This is a genomic window from Sinomonas terricola, assembly GCF_034931225.1.
Lineage (GTDB): Bacteria > Actinomycetota > Actinomycetes > Actinomycetales > Micrococcaceae > Sinomonas > Sinomonas terricola.
This window is the reverse complement of the sequence record NZ_JAYGGQ010000001.1, coordinates 399,847-415,663: the sequence shown is the minus strand read 5'-3', so window position 1 is coordinate 415,663 and position 15,817 is coordinate 399,847. Positions and strand designations below refer to the sequence as shown.

Annotated in this window: 11 protein-coding genes; 9 read left to right on the top strand and 2 right to left on the bottom strand. The window is 68.1% G+C overall.

The window, feature by feature from the left end:
• Positions 1 to 68: 68 nt before the first annotated feature.
• From nusG to rplL, 7 genes are all read left to right on the top strand, one after another.
• Entirely contained in the window at positions 69 to 929 is an 861-nt protein-coding gene (gene nusG, locus SPF06_RS02060) for a transcription termination/antitermination protein NusG (RefSeq protein WP_323277253.1), read from the top strand.
• A gap of 133 nt (positions 930 to 1,062) precedes the next feature.
• Positions 1,063 to 1,494 carry a 50S ribosomal protein L11 gene (gene rplK / locus SPF06_RS02055; RefSeq protein WP_307965108.1) on the top strand — a complete coding sequence of 144 codons (432 nt, stop codon included), beginning with the start codon at positions 1,063 to 1,065 and terminating at the stop codon, positions 1,492 to 1,494.
• A gap of 147 nt (positions 1,495 to 1,641) precedes the next feature.
• Positions 1,642 to 2,349 carry a 50S ribosomal protein L1 gene (gene rplA / locus SPF06_RS02050; protein ID WP_323277252.1) on the top strand — a complete coding sequence of 236 codons (708 nt, stop codon included), beginning with the start codon at positions 1,642 to 1,644 and terminating at the stop codon, positions 2,347 to 2,349.
• A gap of 85 nt (positions 2,350 to 2,434) precedes the next feature.
• Positions 2,435 to 3,520, top strand: coding sequence for a GNAT family N-acetyltransferase (locus tag SPF06_RS02045; protein ID WP_323277251.1), 1,086 nt, complete (start codon positions 2,435 to 2,437; stop codon positions 3,518 to 3,520).
• Positions 3,517 to 4,701 carry a hypothetical protein gene (locus SPF06_RS02040; protein WP_323277250.1) on the top strand — a complete coding sequence of 395 codons (1,185 nt, stop codon included), beginning with the start codon at positions 3,517 to 3,519 and terminating at the stop codon, positions 4,699 to 4,701. Before SPF06_RS02045 ends, SPF06_RS02040 begins: the two co-directional genes overlap by 4 nt.
• A 284-nt stretch (positions 4,702 to 4,985) precedes the next feature.
• Positions 4,986 to 5,567: a 50S ribosomal protein L10 gene (rplJ, locus tag SPF06_RS02035; protein WP_323277249.1), complete on the top strand. Its 582-nt coding sequence runs from the start codon at positions 4,986 to 4,988 to the stop codon at positions 5,565 to 5,567.
• Between the two features lie 75 nt (positions 5,568 to 5,642).
• Positions 5,643 to 6,023 carry a 50S ribosomal protein L7/L12 gene (gene rplL / locus SPF06_RS02030; protein WP_323277248.1) on the top strand — a complete coding sequence of 127 codons (381 nt, stop codon included), beginning with the start codon at positions 5,643 to 5,645 and terminating at the stop codon, positions 6,021 to 6,023.
• A gap of 204 nt (positions 6,024 to 6,227) precedes the next feature.
• On the opposite strand, the gene SPF06_RS02025 is transcribed toward rplL, so the two are convergent.
• Together SPF06_RS02025 and SPF06_RS02020 are read right to left on the bottom strand one after the other, a co-directional pair.
• A complete protein-coding gene (locus tag SPF06_RS02025; protein ID WP_323277247.1) occupies positions 6,228 to 6,713 on the bottom strand; it encodes an aminoacyl-tRNA deacylase in 486 nt (161 codons plus the stop codon).
• Between the two features lie 21 nt (positions 6,714 to 6,734).
• Positions 6,735 to 7,925, bottom strand: a complete 1,191-nt coding sequence (locus tag SPF06_RS02020; RefSeq protein WP_323277246.1) for an acetyl-CoA C-acetyltransferase — start codon at positions 7,923 to 7,925, stop codon at positions 6,735 to 6,737.
• A 381-nt stretch (positions 7,926 to 8,306) separates the two neighbouring features.
• Between SPF06_RS02020 and rpoB the strand changes: the two genes are divergently transcribed.
• Both rpoB and SPF06_RS02010 read left to right on the top strand, forming a co-directional pair.
• Positions 8,307 to 11,807 carry a DNA-directed RNA polymerase subunit beta gene (rpoB, locus tag SPF06_RS02015; protein ID WP_323277245.1) on the top strand — a complete coding sequence of 1,167 codons (3,501 nt, stop codon included), beginning with the start codon at positions 8,307 to 8,309 and terminating at the stop codon, positions 11,805 to 11,807.
• A gap of 55 nt (positions 11,808 to 11,862) precedes the next feature.
• Positions 11,863 to 15,765, top strand: coding sequence for a DNA-directed RNA polymerase subunit beta' (locus SPF06_RS02010; RefSeq protein ID WP_323277244.1), 3,903 nt, complete (start codon positions 11,863 to 11,865; stop codon positions 15,763 to 15,765).
• Positions 15,766 to 15,817: the final 52 nt, after the last annotated feature.

The following is a 15,817-nucleotide window of genomic DNA, read 5'->3' as shown; positions in this document are numbered from 1 at the left end:
AGAGAATGGGTCCCGGGGCGCGGTGTGCGGATTCGCATTTAAGTCGCAAGAGGAGAGCAGGAGACTAAGTGTCTGAGCACGAGCTCGAGAGCGAGACCGAGCGCGAGGCCACGGCCCCCGAGGCCGCGGTCTTCAGCGACGCTGCCCCGGTGCCGGCGGCGCCGACCGCGTCAGACGTCGAGCCCGCGTTCGACGACGAGGCTGCCTCGGAGGGCGACGCGGCGGAATTCGAGGCGGAGGCTTCCGAGGCAGAGGCCGAGGAGTCCGAAGCCGTCGAGGGCGGGGCCGAGCCGGTGGATCCGGCCGAGGCCGCCGCGAAGGCCGCCGAGGAGTTCAAGTCCAAGCTCCGCCGCCAGCCCGGCGACTGGTACGTGATCCACTCCTACGCCGGCTACGAGAACCGCGTGAAGGCGAATCTCGAGACCCGCATCCAGACCCTGGACATGGAAGATTTCATCTACGAGATCCAGGTCCCGATGGAGGAGGTCGTCGAGATCAAGAACGCGCAGCGCAAGATCGTCAAGCGCGTTCGCATCCCCGGCTACGTGCTCGTCCGCATGGACCTCACGGATGCCTCGTGGGGCGCCGTCCGGCACACGCCCGGAGTGACGGGCTTCGTCGGCAACGCCCACAATCCGGTCCCGCTGCGCCTCGACGAGGTCTTCACGATGCTTGCCCCTGTGTTCGAGCAGGAGCAGCAGGCCGAGGCCAAGGCCGCGGGCAAGGCCGGCGTGCGCCAGCCGTCCGCGCCCGTCACCGTCGACTTCGAGGTCGGCGAGTCGGTCATCGTCAAGGAGGGCCCGTTCGAGACCCTGCCCGCGACGATCTCCGAGATCAAGCCCGAGTCGCAGACGCTCGTCGTGCTCGTCTCGATCTTCGAGCGCGAGACGCCTGTCACGCTCGCGTTCAACCAGGTCTCCAAGATCTGATTCCCAACTGAAGACTTCGCCCCGGGGCCGGCCCGCTTTGCCGGCCCCGGGGCGGCCGACTGTCTGGCCAGGGCAGTCACCACCTGGACGGCGCTCCTGCTGCCCAGGAAGCAAAGGAAGAAAAGGATCCTCAATGGCTCCCAAGAAGAAGGTCACCGGCCTCATCAAGCTGCAGATCCAGGCAGGCGCCGCCAACCCGGCCCCGCCGATCGGCCCTGCGCTTGGTCAGCACGGCGTCAACATCATGGAATTCTGCAAGGCGTACAACGCCGCAACGGAATCCCAGCGCGGCAACGTCATCCCCGTGGAGATCACGGTCTACGAAGACCGCTCCTTCACGTTCATCACGAAGACCCCGCCGGCCGCCGAGCTCATCAAGAAGGCTGCGGGCGTCCAGAAGGGCTCCGCGACGCCGCACACCGTCAAGGTTGCGAAGCTGACCGACGCCCAGGTCGAGGAGATCGCGAAGACGAAGCTCGAGGACCTCAACGCGAACGACGTCGACGCCGCGAAGAAGATCATCGCGGGCACGGCCCGGAGCATGGGCATCACCGTAGAAGGCTGACGCCCTCTCACCGGGCACCGTCGAGGGCTGAGCCCTTCGACGCACCCAACTGAACAACAACGACGCACGGCGAGTCCCGCCGTCGTCCGTGGCAGGGCCGAGCGCGGCCCATTGTGACCACAACTGCACAAGGAGAAACAGAGCAGCATGGCAAAGCGCAGCAAAGCATACGAGGCAGCGGCCGCGAAGATCGAGGACGGCAAGCTGTACGCCCCGGCCGAGGGCATCGCCCTCGCCAAGGAGATCAACCCGTCGAAGACGGACGCGACGGTCGAGGTCGCCTTCCGCCTCGGCGTCGACCCGCGCAAGGCGGACCAGATGGTCCGCGGCACCGTCAACCTCCCGCATGGCACGGGCAAGACGGCCCGCGTCCTCGTCTTCGCGACGGGCGACAAGGCCGCGGCCGCCGAGGCCGCCGGTGCCGACTTCGTCGGTTCCGATGACCTCATCGAGCGCATCCAGGGTGGCTGGACGGACTTCGACGCCGCGGTTGCGACGCCGGAGCTCATGGGCAAGGTCGGCCGCCTCGGCAAGATCCTCGGTCCCCGCAACCTCATGCCGAACCCCAAGACCGGCACGGTGACCCCGGACGTCGCGAAGGCCGTCACGGACATCAAGGGCGGCAAGATCGACTTCCGCGTCGACAAGCACTCGAACCTGCACTTCATCATCGGCAGGACCTCGTTCGACGCGCGCCAGCTCGCCGAGAACTATGCGGCCGCGCTCGACGAGGTGCTCCGCCTCAAGCCGTCCGCGTCGAAGGGCCGCTACATCCAGAAGGCGACCGTCGCCACGACGTTCGGCCCGGGTGTCCCGGTCGACCCGAACGTGACGCGCGTACTCCTCGAGGGCTGATCGTCCTTTCAGCGCGGCAACGCCTCTCCCCGGATTGCGGGGAGGGGCGTTGTGCTTTTGTGGCACGGTTTGTGAGACTGGCCCCATGGGCTCTCAGTTCGGGGTTCAGCGTCTTCGTCTGCCCGCGTCGGTGCACGGGCGGGCGGCAGCCGAGTTCCTCGAATTCTCCGATCTCACGGACGCGATCGAGCGGCAGATCTGGGGGCATGAGGATCGCTGTTCGCCCGCGGACTACCGGCTCGGCGTCTGGCGCGACACGCGCTATGAGCTCACGTCCCTGTTCTTCGTCCGCGATGGCGGGCGCATGGTCGGCCGCGCGTGGTGCCAGCTCCCGCTCAAGGAGGACCTCAACCGCGCGACGGTCCGGGCCGAGGTCCTCGACGAGTACGCAGGCCGGGGGATCGGGCGTCGGCTGCTCGCGGCGGCGACCGAGGAGGCCATGCGCCATGGACGCACTGTCCTGAGCTCGTTCACCGAGCATCCGGCGGGCTTCGACGCGGGCGCCCCGGACGCCGTTGTCCCCTCGACGGGAAGGGGCGCGCTTCCGGCCGCGGACCGCGCCGTCGCGTTCGCGCGCGCCGCGGGCTTCGAGCTGAGCCAGGTCGAGCGCTTCAGCGAGCTGGTCCTTGCCGAGCACGACGGCGGCTGGCCGGCCCTCGAGGCGGCCGCGGCCGCGGCGGCCCACGACTACGACGTGCTCGTGTGGGAGGGGGTCCCGCCCGTGCATCGGACGGAGATGGCCGGGCTGTTCGCCCGGATGTCGACGGACGTGCCGTACGGCGTCGACCACTTTGACCCCGCGGTGTGGGACGCCGACCGCGTCGCGGCGCTCGAGGAGCAGCTTACGGACGCCGGAACGCTTCCCCTCTACGCGGTCGCGCGCCACCGCGCGAGCGGGCGCCTCGCCGCCTACACGGTCCTGTGGATCCGGGCGGCCAAGGCGGAGATCGCGGATCAGGACGATACGCTCGTGCTCGCCGAGCACCGTGGCCATTCGCTCGGAATGCTCATCAAGCTTGCGAATCTCGCGGCCTACCGCGAGCGATTCCCGCACGCGCGCAAGGTCATCACGTTCAACGCGGAGGAGAACCGCCACATGCTCGCCATCAACGAGGCCCTGGGCTTCCGGCCGGCAGGGTATGACGGCGAGTGGTACAGGAGGCTTGCATGACCGCGGAGCGGAACCCGGCCGCAGTCGAGGGCAGGCGGGGGAGCAGGCCACAGAGGCGGACGACGCGCGGGGGCACGCCTTCCGCGCCGACCCCGCCCACGTCGTCCGTCCGCACCGAGGCGCGGGCAGCGCAGGTGGCGGGCCTCGCCGTCGTCGTGAGCTTCGTCGTCGCGTTCTTCGCCTTCGCAGGGCGGCGCCCCGCGCTCTCGGGCGACCACGGCGTGGGGGACATCGCGGCGATCGTCGGCGGCGTCGTCGCCCTCCTCGTGCTCCCCGTGGCGTACCGGCATACCTATGACCACCCGCAGCACCACTGGCTCGCCGAACGGCCCGCGTGGCGACGGTATCTCGGCGTCATCGCCCTGGCTGCCGCCCACGGCGCGATCGCCTACATGGCGACCTGGGCAGGGTTTCGGATCTTCCAGGGGACGTTCAGCAAGCTCACGCTCGATGCGTTCGCGGGCGCCCTCGCGACGGCCATCGTCGGCGGATTGGCGGCCTACGCGACGTACCAGTCGGGTGCGCGCATGAACAGCTATCTGCTCTCGAACTTCCTTGCCACGTATCTCGCCGCCGGCGTCTTGACCTCGATGGTCACGACCATGAACTCCCATTGGTGGGAAGTCAACTTCAGCGTCTTGGGCGCCCGTGACAGCGGGGCGGCCTCGTGGACCTTCAACATGACCCTCATCACGTCCGGGATCGTCATCACAATGCTCGCCGAGTACGTGACGCGTGACATCCAGGCGCTCGCGGCCTATCGGGAGGACTGCCCGGCCGAGGAGCGGAGGGGCTCGGCTGCCAGGGTCCAGACGCGGCCGATCCTCGTGTGCCTCGTGCTCATCGGCATCTTCCTCGCGGGCACGGGCCTTGTGCCCGTCGACTTCTACATGCCCGCACACAATTCGATGGCGACGGCTATGACCGGCGCCTATACGCTCCTCGTCCTGTTCCTGCCGTGGTGGCTCCCGGGGCTGAGCAGGACGTTCCACGTGACCGGGTTCGCGATGCTCGGCGGGGCGATCCTCGCGGTCTTCCTGTGGTTCCCGTTCGGGTACTACAACATGACGGCCATGGAGTTCTTCGTGGCCGGCGTGATCCTCGCGTGGCTCGTCCTGCTCATCCGGAACGTCGCTGCCGCCCTCGAGGACGCCCGGCGCGACGCCCTGGGCCGTTTCTGAGCGAGTGACGGCTGGGTTCGCGCGCATCGCGCGGATCTGGAGCAGCCGATTTGGAGTAATCGGGGCGCGTCCCATACTCTTGAGAGACCAAAGACCGCCGGTCGCTGTTGTCGTGCGCCACGCACGTCTCAGCCTAAGGTCCCCGGAAGGGGCGGCCTGCGCAGGTGAACGAGCGAAAGCTCCGACTGGGTTCAGCCCGGTTGGCCCTCACGCCCCGTGCATCTGCGCGGGGCGTTCGTATTTCCGGGACCGTGTATCGGCCTAGTTTCCCCGGAAGGAGGGTTATGGCAACGCCTGCCAAGGTCTCAGCTGTTGCGGAGATCACGAAGGACTTCGAGGAGTCGGCTGCTGCTGTCCTGACCGAATACCGTGGGCTCTCCGTCGCCCAGCTCAAGAAGCTGCGCCGTGCGCTCGGCCAGGACAACAAGTTCTCGGTCGTGAAGAACTCCCTGACCGCCATCGCCGCGAAGGAGGCCGGCGTCGACGCGTTCGACGGCCAGCTCGCCGGACCGACCGCGATCGCGTTCATCAAGGGTGACGCCGTTGCGGCCGCCAAGAGCCTGACCGACTTTGCCAAGGAGAACAAGCAGCTGGTCATCAAGACCGGCTACTTCGAGGGCAAGGCGCTCGACGCGAGCGAGGTGGCCGCCCTGGCCGCCCTGGAGTCCCGCGAACTGCAGCTCGCGAAGGTTGCCGGCGTCCTCAAGGCGCCCATGGCCGCCGTCGCGCGCATCGTCGATGCCCTGCGCATCAAGCTCGAGGAGGAGGGCGGCGCTCCGGCTGCTGCCGCTTCCGAGGCTCCGGCCGCCGAGGCGCCTGCCGAGGCCGAGGCCGCCGCTGAGCCGGCTGCCGCCGAAGAGAACTGATCTCTTCCCCACCCACACACTCGGCGCGCTGAGGGTCCGCCCCGGACGCGCCACTGAAACGAAAGGACGCCAACCATGGCGAAGCTCACCCAGGACGAGCTGATCGAGGCCTTCAAGGAGCTCACCATCATCGAGCTCTCCGAGTTCGTGAAGAAGTTCGAGGAGGTCTTCGAGGTCACCGCTGCGGCCGTCGCCGTTGCCGGCCCGGCCGGCGGCGGTGCCGAGGCTGCTGCCGAGGAGGAGAAGGACTCCTTCGACGTCATCCTCGAGGCTGCTGGCGACAAGAAGATCGCGGTCATCAAGGAGGTGCGCGCCCTCACGTCGCTCGGCCTCAAGGAGGCCAAGGACCTCGTCGACGGTGCCCCCAAGGCCGTCCTCGAAGGCGCCAACAAGGAGGCGGCGGAGAAGGCCAAGGAGGTCCTCGAGGCCGCTGGCGCTACCGTCACCCTCAAGTAAGCTCTCTGCTTGCACGAGCAGGCCTCCGGCCTGCCCAGGGCCCCGGTTCCCGCGTGGAACCGGGGCCCTTCCCGTTCCCCCCGACGGTTGGCCACCTCGCACCGACGGTTGGCCACCTCTCACCGACGGTTGGCCACCTCTCACCGACGGTTGGCCACTTCTCACCGCCGGTGAGAAATGGCCACGCGTCGCGAGGCGGCAGGGTCAGAGCGGGTCGCTGATGTCCGCGACGGTCGCGTCGAGCGAGCGGAACAGCTCGGCGGAGTCCACGAACGCGCTCCGGCCGTGCTGCCCGGCCCCTATCGAGATGCGCCCGGCGATGCTCTCGTCCGCGAAGACGGGCCACGCGGTCGTCGAGCCGAGCGGCGTGATCGTGCCCCGCTCGAAGCCCGTCGCCTCGAACGCGACGTCGGCGGAGGGGAGCGAGAGCCGGTTGACTCCGAGGAGCCTTCGGAGCTTCGGCCACGAGATCTGCCGATCGCCCGGGATGAGGGCGAAGAGGAAGGTCCCGTCGGGGCGGCGCACGACGAGCGACTTTACGATCTCGCGCGGCTCGATCCCGAGGATGGCCGCGGCCTCCTCGAGGCTCCGCGCGCGCCCGCGCTCCACGACGTCGATGCGCAGGCCGCGCGCGGGGGCGTCGTCCACGAAGCGCGCGTGCCCGCCGTCGGCCGGCTCTGTCTCACTCATCGGCCCAGTCTCGCTCAAGGCTCAGTCGCGGTACAGCAGGAGCGCCTCGCCCTGCCCGCCGCCTCCGCACAGGGAGACGGCGGTCCGGCCGGAGCCGCGCCGCGCGAGCTCGTGCGCCGCGTGCCCGGCGAGCCGGGCGCCTGACGCCCCGATCGGATGGCCGAGGGCGATGGCCCCGCCGTGGATGTTGGTCTTCTCGAGCGGGTACTTGAGTTCCTTGAGCGACTGGACCGCAACGGAGCCGAAGGCTTCGTTGATCTCGATGAAGTCGAGGTCCTCGGTGCTCCATCCCGCGCGCGCGAGCGCCTGGGCGATCGCGTTGGCGGGCTGGGAGTGCAGCGAATTGTCGGGGCCCGCGACTTGGCCGGGCTTGCCGACGACGGCGAGCCACGGGAGCCCGCGCGCCTCGGCGTAGGCGCGGTTCGTCAGCACGAGGGCCGCGGCTCCGTCCGAGAGCGGCGACGAATTGCCCGCGGTGATCGTGCCATCCGACGCAAAGGCCGGCTTGAGCGGGGCGAGCGTCTCGAGCGACGTATTGGGCCGCACGCCCTCGTCGACGCTGACCGTGAGGGGGTCGCCCCTGCGCTGCTTGACGCTCACGGGCACGATCTCGTCGTCGAACACGCCGTCCTTCTGCGCGATCGCGGCCCGCTGATGCGACGCCGCGGCGACCGCATCCTGCGCCTTCCGGTCGATACCGAGCGTGAGATTCCGGGTCTCGGTCGAGAGGCCCATCGACTGCCCGTCGAAGGCGTCGGTGAGACCGTCGTGCGCGGCGACGTCGAGCGCACCCACCGTCCCGTACATCCAGCCCTGACGCGAGCCGGGGAGGATGTGCGGGGCCCGGCTCATGGATTCCTGGCCCCCGGCGACGACGACGACGGCGTCCCCGGCGCGGATCATGCGGGCGGCGTCGATCACCGCGGTGAGTCCCGAGAGGCACACCTTGTTGATGGTCACGCTCGGGATGTTCCAGCCGAGCCCCGCGCCGATCGCTGCCTGCCGCGCGGGGTTCTGCCCGGCGCCGGCTTGGAGCACCTGGCCCATGATGACGGCGTCGACCGCGCTCGCCTCGACGCCGCTCCTCGAGAGCGCGGCGCGGATGGCCTGGGCGCCGAGTTCGGCGGCCGTGAAGGTCACCAATTGGCCGTTGAGGCGGCCGAACGGGGTCCGTGCCGCCGAGAGGATGACAACTTCGTCGCCGTTGCCCATGGCGTCTCCTGTCACGTCGTCGTGAGGACTCCGTGAGCCGGTGGGCCCGAGGAGCCAGTGGCCGCGGGTCCGCGGCCCTCGTGTGATCAGGCTACCGCCGTTCGCCCCACGTGGCCGTGGCCGTTCGCGCGGGGTGTACAGTGTTTGCGACGCGTCGCCGCAGGGGGCCCGGAAGGGGCCACTTGACCACGGCCAAGATGTGCGGTAGACACGCGCGCCCAGACAGGCTATGCTGGATCTTTGCGTTCTCCCTTTCTGACCTCCAGCCTTCATATAGCGGTGGGCTCGTGGGCGGTCGCCCTTTTAACAGAACAGTTGCTGGGCGACTGCACGGTTGGGGGAGGGTGCGGACAATCCTGAAGGTCTGTGGAAGGATCCCTCTTGGTCGCCTCGAGCACCTCTGACACCCAAACCGCTAACACTGACGGCGCACGCAGCCGGCTCTCTTTCGCCAAGATTCACGAGCCCCTCGACGTCCCGAACCTCCTGGCCCTCCAGACCGAGTCCTTTGACTGGCTCGTCGGCAACGAGCGCTGGCAGGCGCGCGTCGCGAAGGCCGCTGAGGAAGGCGACGCAAGCGTTGCGACGACTTCCGGCCTCGCCGACATCTTCGAGGAGATCTCCCCGATCGAGGACTTCCAGGGCACCATGTCCCTGAGCTTCTCGGACCCCGAGTTCGCGGATCCCAAGTACACCATGGAGGAGTGCAAGGAGCGCGACGCCACCTACTCGGCCCCGCTGTACGTCAAGGCCGAGTTCATGAACAACAACACGGGCGAGATCAAGCAGCAGACCGTGTTCATGGGCGACTTCCCGCTCATGACGGACAAGGGCACGTTCGTCGTCAACGGCACCGAGCGCGTCGTCGTGTCGCAGCTCGTCCGCTCGCCGGGCGCCTACTTCGAGCGCACGGCCGACAAGACGAGCGACAAGGACATCTTCACGGCGAAGATCATCCCGTCGCGCGGCGCGTGGTTCGAGCTCGAGATCGACAAGCGCGACCAGGTCGGCGTCCGCCTCGACCGCAAGCGCAAGCAGTCCGTGACTGTCCTCCTCAAGGCGCTCGGCTGGACCGAGGGCCAGATCCTCGAGGAGTTCGGCGAGTACGACTCGATGCGCGCGACGCTCGAGAAGGACACGACCGAGACGCGCGAGGACGCCCTCCTCGACATCTACCGCAAGCTCCGCCCGGGCGAGCCGCCCACGGTCGAGGCCGCCCAGTCGCTCCTCGACAACCTCTACTTCAACCCGAAGCGCTATGACCTCGCCAAGGTCGGCCGCTACAAGATCAACCGGAAGCTCGGCGTCGACCGCCCGCTCTCGGACCGCGACGCGTCCGTCCTCCACATCGAGGACATCGTCGCGATGATCAAGTTCCTCGTCGCGCTCCACGCCGGGGAGAAGGCGATCAAGGGCGTCCGCGACGGTCAGGAGATCGAGGTCCGCGTCGATGTCGACGACATCGACCACTTCGGCAACCGCCGAATCCGCGCCGTCGGCGAGCTCATCGAGAACCAGGTCCGCACGGGCCTCTCCCGCATGGAGCGCGTCGTCCGCGAGCGTATGACGACGCAGGACGTCGAGGCGATCACGCCGCAGACCCTCATCAACATCCGACCGGTTGTCGCTGCGATCAAGGAGTTCTTCGGAACGTCCCAGCTCTCGCAGTTCATGGACCAGAACAACCCGCTCTCGGGCCTCACCCACAAGCGCCGCCTCTCGGCGCTCGGCCCGGGCGGCCTTTCGCGCGACCGCGCGGGCATGGAAGTCCGTGACGTCCACCCGTCGCACTACGGCCGCATGTGCCCGATCGAGACCCCTGAAGGCCCAAACATTGGTTTGATTGGCTCATTGGCGTCTTACGGCCGCATCAACCCGTTCGGCTTCATCGAGACGCCGTACCGCAAGGTGTCCAACGGCGTCGTCTCCGACGAGGTCGAGTACCTCACGGCCGACGACGAGGCCGAGGTCCAGATCGCCCAGGCCAACTCGCCGCTGAACGAGGACGGCAGCTTCGCCGAGGACATGGTCCTCGTCCGCCAGCGCGGCGGCGGCGGCGAGCCGACCCTGATCCCGGCCGACGAGGTCGAGTTCATGGACGTCTCCCCGCGCCAGATGGTGTCGGTCGCGACGGCCCTCATCCCGTTCCTCGAGCACGACGACGCAAACCGAGCCCTCATGGGCGCGAACATGCAGCGTCAGGCCGTGCCGCTCGTCCGCTCCGAGGCGCCGTTCGTCGGCACCGGCATGGAGCGCTCGGCGGCGGTTGACGCGGGCGACGTCGTCGTGGCCACGAAGCCGGGCGTTGTCACCGAGGTCTCGGCGGACCTCGTCGTCGTCCTCAATGACGACGGCACGGAGACGAATTACCGCATCGGCAAGTTCGACCGCTCGAACCAGGGCAACTGCTACAACCACCGCGTCCTCGTGAACGACGGTGACCGCCTCGAGCTCGGCGGCATCATCGCCGACGGCCCCGCGACGGACCAGGGCGAGCTCGCGCTCGGCCGCAACCTCCTCGTCGCGTTCATGTCGTGGGAGGGCCACAACTTCGAGGACGCGATCATCCTCTCGCAGCGGCTCGTGGCCGAGGACGTCCTGTCCTCGATCCACATCGAGGAGCACGAGATCGACGCTCGCGACACGAAGCTCGGCGCGGAGGAGATCACCCGGGACATCCCGAACGTCTCCGAAGAGGTCCTCGCCCAGCTCGACGAGCGCGGCATCATCCACATCGGCGCCGAGGTCGAGGCTGGCGACATCCTCGTTGGCAAGGTCACCCCGAAGGGCGAGACCGAGCTGACCCCGGAGGAGCGCCTCCTCCGCGCGATCTTCGGCGAGAAGTCCCGCGAGGTCCGCGACACGTCCCTCAAGGTCCCGCACGGCGAGTCGGGCACGGTCATCGGGGTGCGCGTCTTCGACCGCGAGAGCGACGACGAACTGCCCCCGGGCGTCAACCAGCTCGTCCGCGTCTACGTGGCCGCGAAGCGCAAGATCACAGACGGCGACAAGCTCGCCGGCCGCCACGGCAACAAGGGTGTCATCTCCAAGATCCTCCCGATCGAGGACATGCCGTTCCTCGCCGACGGAACGCCGGTCGACGTCGTCCTCAACCCGCTCGGCGTGCCCGGCCGCATGAACGTCGGCCAGGTCCTCGAGACGCACCTCGGGTGGGTCGCGAAGACCGGCTGGAAGATCGAGGGCGAGCCCGAGTGGATCCAGGGCCTCCCGAGCATGCCGCGCGAGACGGGCCCGAACCAGAAGGTCGCGACCCCGGTGTTCGACGGCGCGCGCGAGGAGGAGATCGCGGGTCTGCTCGACTCGACGAACGTCACGCGCGACGGCGACCGGCTCATCAACTCCTCGGGCAAGGCCCAGCTGTTCGACGGCCGCTCCGGCGAGCCGTTCCCGGACCCGATCTCCGTGGGCTACATGTACATCCTGAAGCTCCACCACCTCGTCGACGACAAGATCCACGCTCGGTCGACCGGCCCGTACTCGATGATCACCCAGCAGCCGCTCGGTGGTAAGGCGCAGTTCGGCGGCCAGCGCTTCGGCGAGATGGAGGTGTGGGCGCTCGAAGCCTATGGCGCGGCGTACACCCTCCAGGAGCTCCTCACCATCAAGTCCGACGACATCCATGGACGTGTGAAGGTCTACGAGGCCATCGTCAAGGGAGAGAACATCCCCGAGCCCGGTGTCCCCGAGTCCTTCAAGGTCCTCATCAAGGAAATGCAGTCCCTGTGCCTGAACGTGGAGGTTCTCTCCACCGACGGCCAGACGATCGAGATGCGCGACTCCGACGACGCCGTGTTCACGGCCGCGGAGGAACTGGGCATCGACCTCTCCCGCGACGAGCCCAGCTCGGTCGAAGAGGTCTAGTCCTTCACGTATCGGCGTTACGAACGACTTAGAGAACGAGAGAACAGGGACCATATTGTCCAGCGAATCCTCCTTCGGCCTCATGCAGATCGGCCTCGCCACCGCGGATGACATCCGCACGTGGTCGCACGGCGAGGTCAAGAAGCCGGAAACCATCAACTACCGCACGCTCAAGCCCGAGAAGGACGGCCTCTTCTGCGAGAAGATCTTCGGCCCGTCCCGTGACTGGGAGTGCTACTGCGGCAAGTACAAGCGCGTGCGCTTCAAGGGCATCATCTGCGAGCGCTGTGGCGTCGAGGTCACGCGCGCCAAGGTGCGCCGCGAGCGGATGGGCCACATTGAGCTCGCCGCTCCCGTGACCCACATCTGGTACTTCAAGGGCGTTCCGTCGCGTCTGGGCTACCTGCTCGACCTTGCCCCGAAGGACCTTGAGAAGGTCATCTACTTCGCCGCGTACATGATCACGAGCGTCGACGAAGATCGCCGCCACGAGCAGCTGCCGAACCTCCAGGCCGAGCACGACCTCGAGAAGAAGCAGCTCGTCGATGCGCGCGACGCCGACATCGCCGCCGTCGCCCGCGACCTCGAGGAGGAGCTCGGCAAGCTCGAGGCCGAGGGTGCCAAGGCCGCGGACAAGAAGAAGGCCCGTGACTCGGCCGACAAGACGATGGCGACGATCCGCAAGCGCGCGGACGCCGACATCGAGCGTCTCGACGCCGTGTGGGACCGCTTCAAGAACCTCAAGGTCGCTGACCTCGAGGGCGACGAGGCGCTCTACCGCGAGCTCCGCGACCGCTACGGCATGTACTTCGAGGGCTCGATGGGTGCCGAGGCGATCCAGCGTCGCCTCCAGGCCTTCGACCTCGAGGCCGAGGCTGAGAACCTGCGGGACATCATCCAGAACGGCAAGGGGCAGCGCAAGACCCGTGCGCTCAAGCGCCTCAAGGTTGTCAACGCGTTCCTCACGACGGACAACAAGCCGCAGGGCATGGTCCTCGATGCCGTTCCGGTGATCCCGCCGGAGCTCCGCCCGATGGTCCAGCTCGACGGCGGCCGCTTCGCGACCTCCGACCTCAACGACCTGTACCGCCGTGTGATCAACCGCAACAACCGCCTCAAGCGGCTGCTTGACCTCGGCGCGCCCGAGATCATCGTCAACAACGAGAAGCGCATGCTGCAGGAAGCTGTCGACTCGCTGTTCGACAACGGCCGCCGCGGCCGCCCGGTCACGGGCCCCGGGAACCGTCCGCTCAAGTCGCTCTCGGACATGCTCAAGGGCAAGCAGGGCCGGTTCCGCCAGAACCTGCTCGGCAAGCGCGTCGACTACTCGGGCCGTTCGGTCATCGTCGTCGGCCCGCAGCTCAAGCTGCACCAGTGCGGCCTGCCGAAGCAGATGGCGCTCGAGCTCTTCAAGCCCTTCGTCATGAAGCGGCTCGTGGACCTCAACCACGCCCAGAACATCAAGAGCGCCAAGCGGATGGTCGAGCGCTACCGCCCGCAGGTGTGGGACGTGCTCGAGGAGATCATCACCGAACACCCGGTGCTGCTCAACCGTGCGCCTACCCTCCACCGCCTCGGCATCCAGGCGTTCGAGCCGCAGCTCGTCGAGGGCAAGGCCATCCAGCTGCACCCGCTCGTGTGCGCGGCGTTCAACGCCGACTTCGACGGCGACCAGATGGCTGTGCACCTTCCGCTGAGCCCGGAGGCCCAGGCCGAGGCCCGCATCCTCATGCTGTCCTCGAACAACATCCTCAAGCCGTCGGATGGCCGTCCGGTGACCCTGCCCTCGCAGGACATGATCATCGGTCTGTACCACCTCACGACCAAGCGTGAGGGTGCGGCCGGCGAGGGTCGCGTGTTCGCGTCTGTGGCCGAGGCGATCATGGCGTACGACAACCGCGAGCTGCACCTCAACGCCCAGGTCAAGATCCGCCTCGAGGACTTCGTCCCGTCGGCGGAGCGCTCGGCGCCCGAGGGCTGGGAGCCCGGTGAGCCCGCGCTCGTGGAGACCTCGCTCGGCCAGGTGATCTTCAACGAGACGCTGCCCGAGGACTACCCGTGGGTCGAGGCCGTCGCGGACAAGGGCCAGCTCTCGAAGATCGTCAACGATCTCGCCGAGCGCTACCCGAAGGTCGTCGTCGCGGCCACGCTCGACAACCTCAAGGACGCGGGCTTCCACTGGGCCACGCGTTCGGGTGTCACGGTGGCCATCTCGGACATCGCCGTGCCCGACGCGAAGCCTGCCATCCTGGCCGGCTACGAGGACCGCGCGGCGAAGATCCAGAGCCAGTACGACAAGGGTCTCATCGACGACGAGGAGCGCCGCTCCGAGCTCATCGAGATCTGGGACAAGGCGACGAACGAGATCGCGTCGGTCATGCGCGATTCCATGCCGAAGATGAACACCATCAACCGCATGGTCTCCTCGGGTGCCCGTGGTAACTGGATGCAGGTCCGCCAGATCGCCGGCATCCGTGGCCTCGTGGCCAACCCGAAGGGCGAGATCATCCCGCGTCCGATCAAGTCCTCGTACCGCGAGGGCCTCTCGGTCCTCGAGTACTTCATCGCGACGCACGGTGCCCGCAAGGGTCTCGCCGACACGGCTCTCCGTACGGCCAACTCGGGCTACCTGACCCGTCGTCTCGTCGATGTCTCGCAGGACGTCATCGTGCGCGAGGAAGACTGTGGCACCGAGCGCGGCCTGATGGTCCCGATTGCCATCGCGGACCACAACGGGGAACTCGTCCGCGAGGAGAACGTCGAGAACACGGTGTACACGCGCACGCTCGCGGTCGACGTCGTCGACTCCGAGGGCAACGTGCTCGCCGAGGGTGGTGCGGACCTGGGCGACGTGCTCATCGACCGCCTCATCGAGTCGGGAATCACCGAGCTCCGCGTCCGCTCCGTCCTGACTTGCGAGTCGGCGGTCGGCACGTGCGCGAAGTGCTACGGGCGCTCGCTTGCCAGCGGCAAGCTCGTGGACATCGGCGAGGCGGTCGGCATCATCGCCGCCCAGTCGATCGGTGAGCCCGGCACGCAGCTCACGATGCGTACGTTCCACACCGGTGGCGCCGTCTCGGCGTCCGGCAGCGAGGACATCACGCAGGGTCTGCCGCGTATCCAGGAGCTCTTCGAGGCGCGTACCCCGAAGGGTGTGGCCCCGATCTCCGAGGCTGCCGGCCGGGTCACGATCGAGGACACGGAGAAGCAGCTCCGCATCGTCCTCACGCCGGACGACGGCACGGAGGAGATCGCGTACCCGGTGTCGCGCCGCGCCCGCCTCCTCGTCGAGGACGGCGATCGCGTCGAGGTCGGCCAGAAGCTCGTCAACGGTCCGGTCGATCCCAAGCAGGTGCTCCGCATCCAGGGCCCGCGCGAGGCGCAGAAGTTCCTCGTCGACGAGGTCCAGGGCGTGTACCGCTCGCAGGGCATCGGCATCCACGACAAGCACGTGGAGGTCATCGTTCGGCAGATGCTGCGCCGCGTCACGGTCATCGAGTCGGGCGACACGGACCTGCTCCCGGGCGAGCTCGCCGAGTCGCGCCGCTACCGCGACGAGAACCGCCGCGTCGTGTCCGAGGGCAAGAAGCCGGCCTCTGGCCGTCCCGAGCTCATGGGCATCACGAAGGCGTCGCTCGCCACGGAGTCCTGGCTTTCGGCCGCGTCCTTCCAGGAGACCACCCGCGTCCTCACGCAGGCGGCCATGGAGGCGAAGAGCGACCCGCTGCTGGGCCTCAAGGAGAACGTCATCATCGGTAAGCTCATCCCGGCCGGCACCGGTCTTCCCCGGTACACGGAGGTCGCGGTCGAGCCGACCGAGGAGGCCAAGGCGACGCTCTTCACCGGTCCGAGCGCGTTCAGCGACTTCGCTTACGACCCGCTGAACGGCGACGGCGTTCAGGAGTTCCACGCGATCCCGCTGGACGACTACGACCTCGGCGGCGGCGACTACCGCTGACGTCCCCGCCGCCGTCGTCGTTCTCCCCGGAGACGGACGACGGCGGCGCTCA

Excerpts from the sequence above, each read along its gene's own strand:
- rplK (WP_307965108.1), top strand. The coding sequence starts at position 1,063 with ATGGCTCCCAAGAAGAAGGTCACCGGCCTCATCAAGCTGCAGATCCAG.
- rplA (WP_323277252.1), top strand. The coding sequence starts at position 1,642 with ATGGCAAAGCGCAGCAAAGCATACGAGGCAGCGGCCGCGAAGATCGAG.
- SPF06_RS02045 (WP_323277251.1), top strand. The coding sequence starts at position 2,435 with ATGGGCTCTCAGTTCGGGGTTCAGCGTCTTCGTCTGCCCGCGTCGGTG.
- SPF06_RS02040 (WP_323277250.1), top strand. The coding sequence starts at position 3,517 with ATGACCGCGGAGCGGAACCCGGCCGCAGTCGAGGGCAGGCGGGGGAGC.
- rplJ (WP_323277249.1), top strand. The coding sequence starts at position 4,986 with ATGGCAACGCCTGCCAAGGTCTCAGCTGTTGCGGAGATCACGAAGGAC.
- rplL (WP_323277248.1), top strand. The coding sequence starts at position 5,643 with ATGGCGAAGCTCACCCAGGACGAGCTGATCGAGGCCTTCAAGGAGCTC.
- SPF06_RS02025 (WP_323277247.1), bottom strand. The coding sequence starts at position 6,713 with ATGAGTGAGACAGAGCCGGCCGACGGCGGGCACGCGCGCTTCGTGGAC.
- SPF06_RS02020 (WP_323277246.1), bottom strand. The coding sequence starts at position 7,925 with ATGGGCAACGGCGACGAAGTTGTCATCCTCTCGGCGGCACGGACCCCG.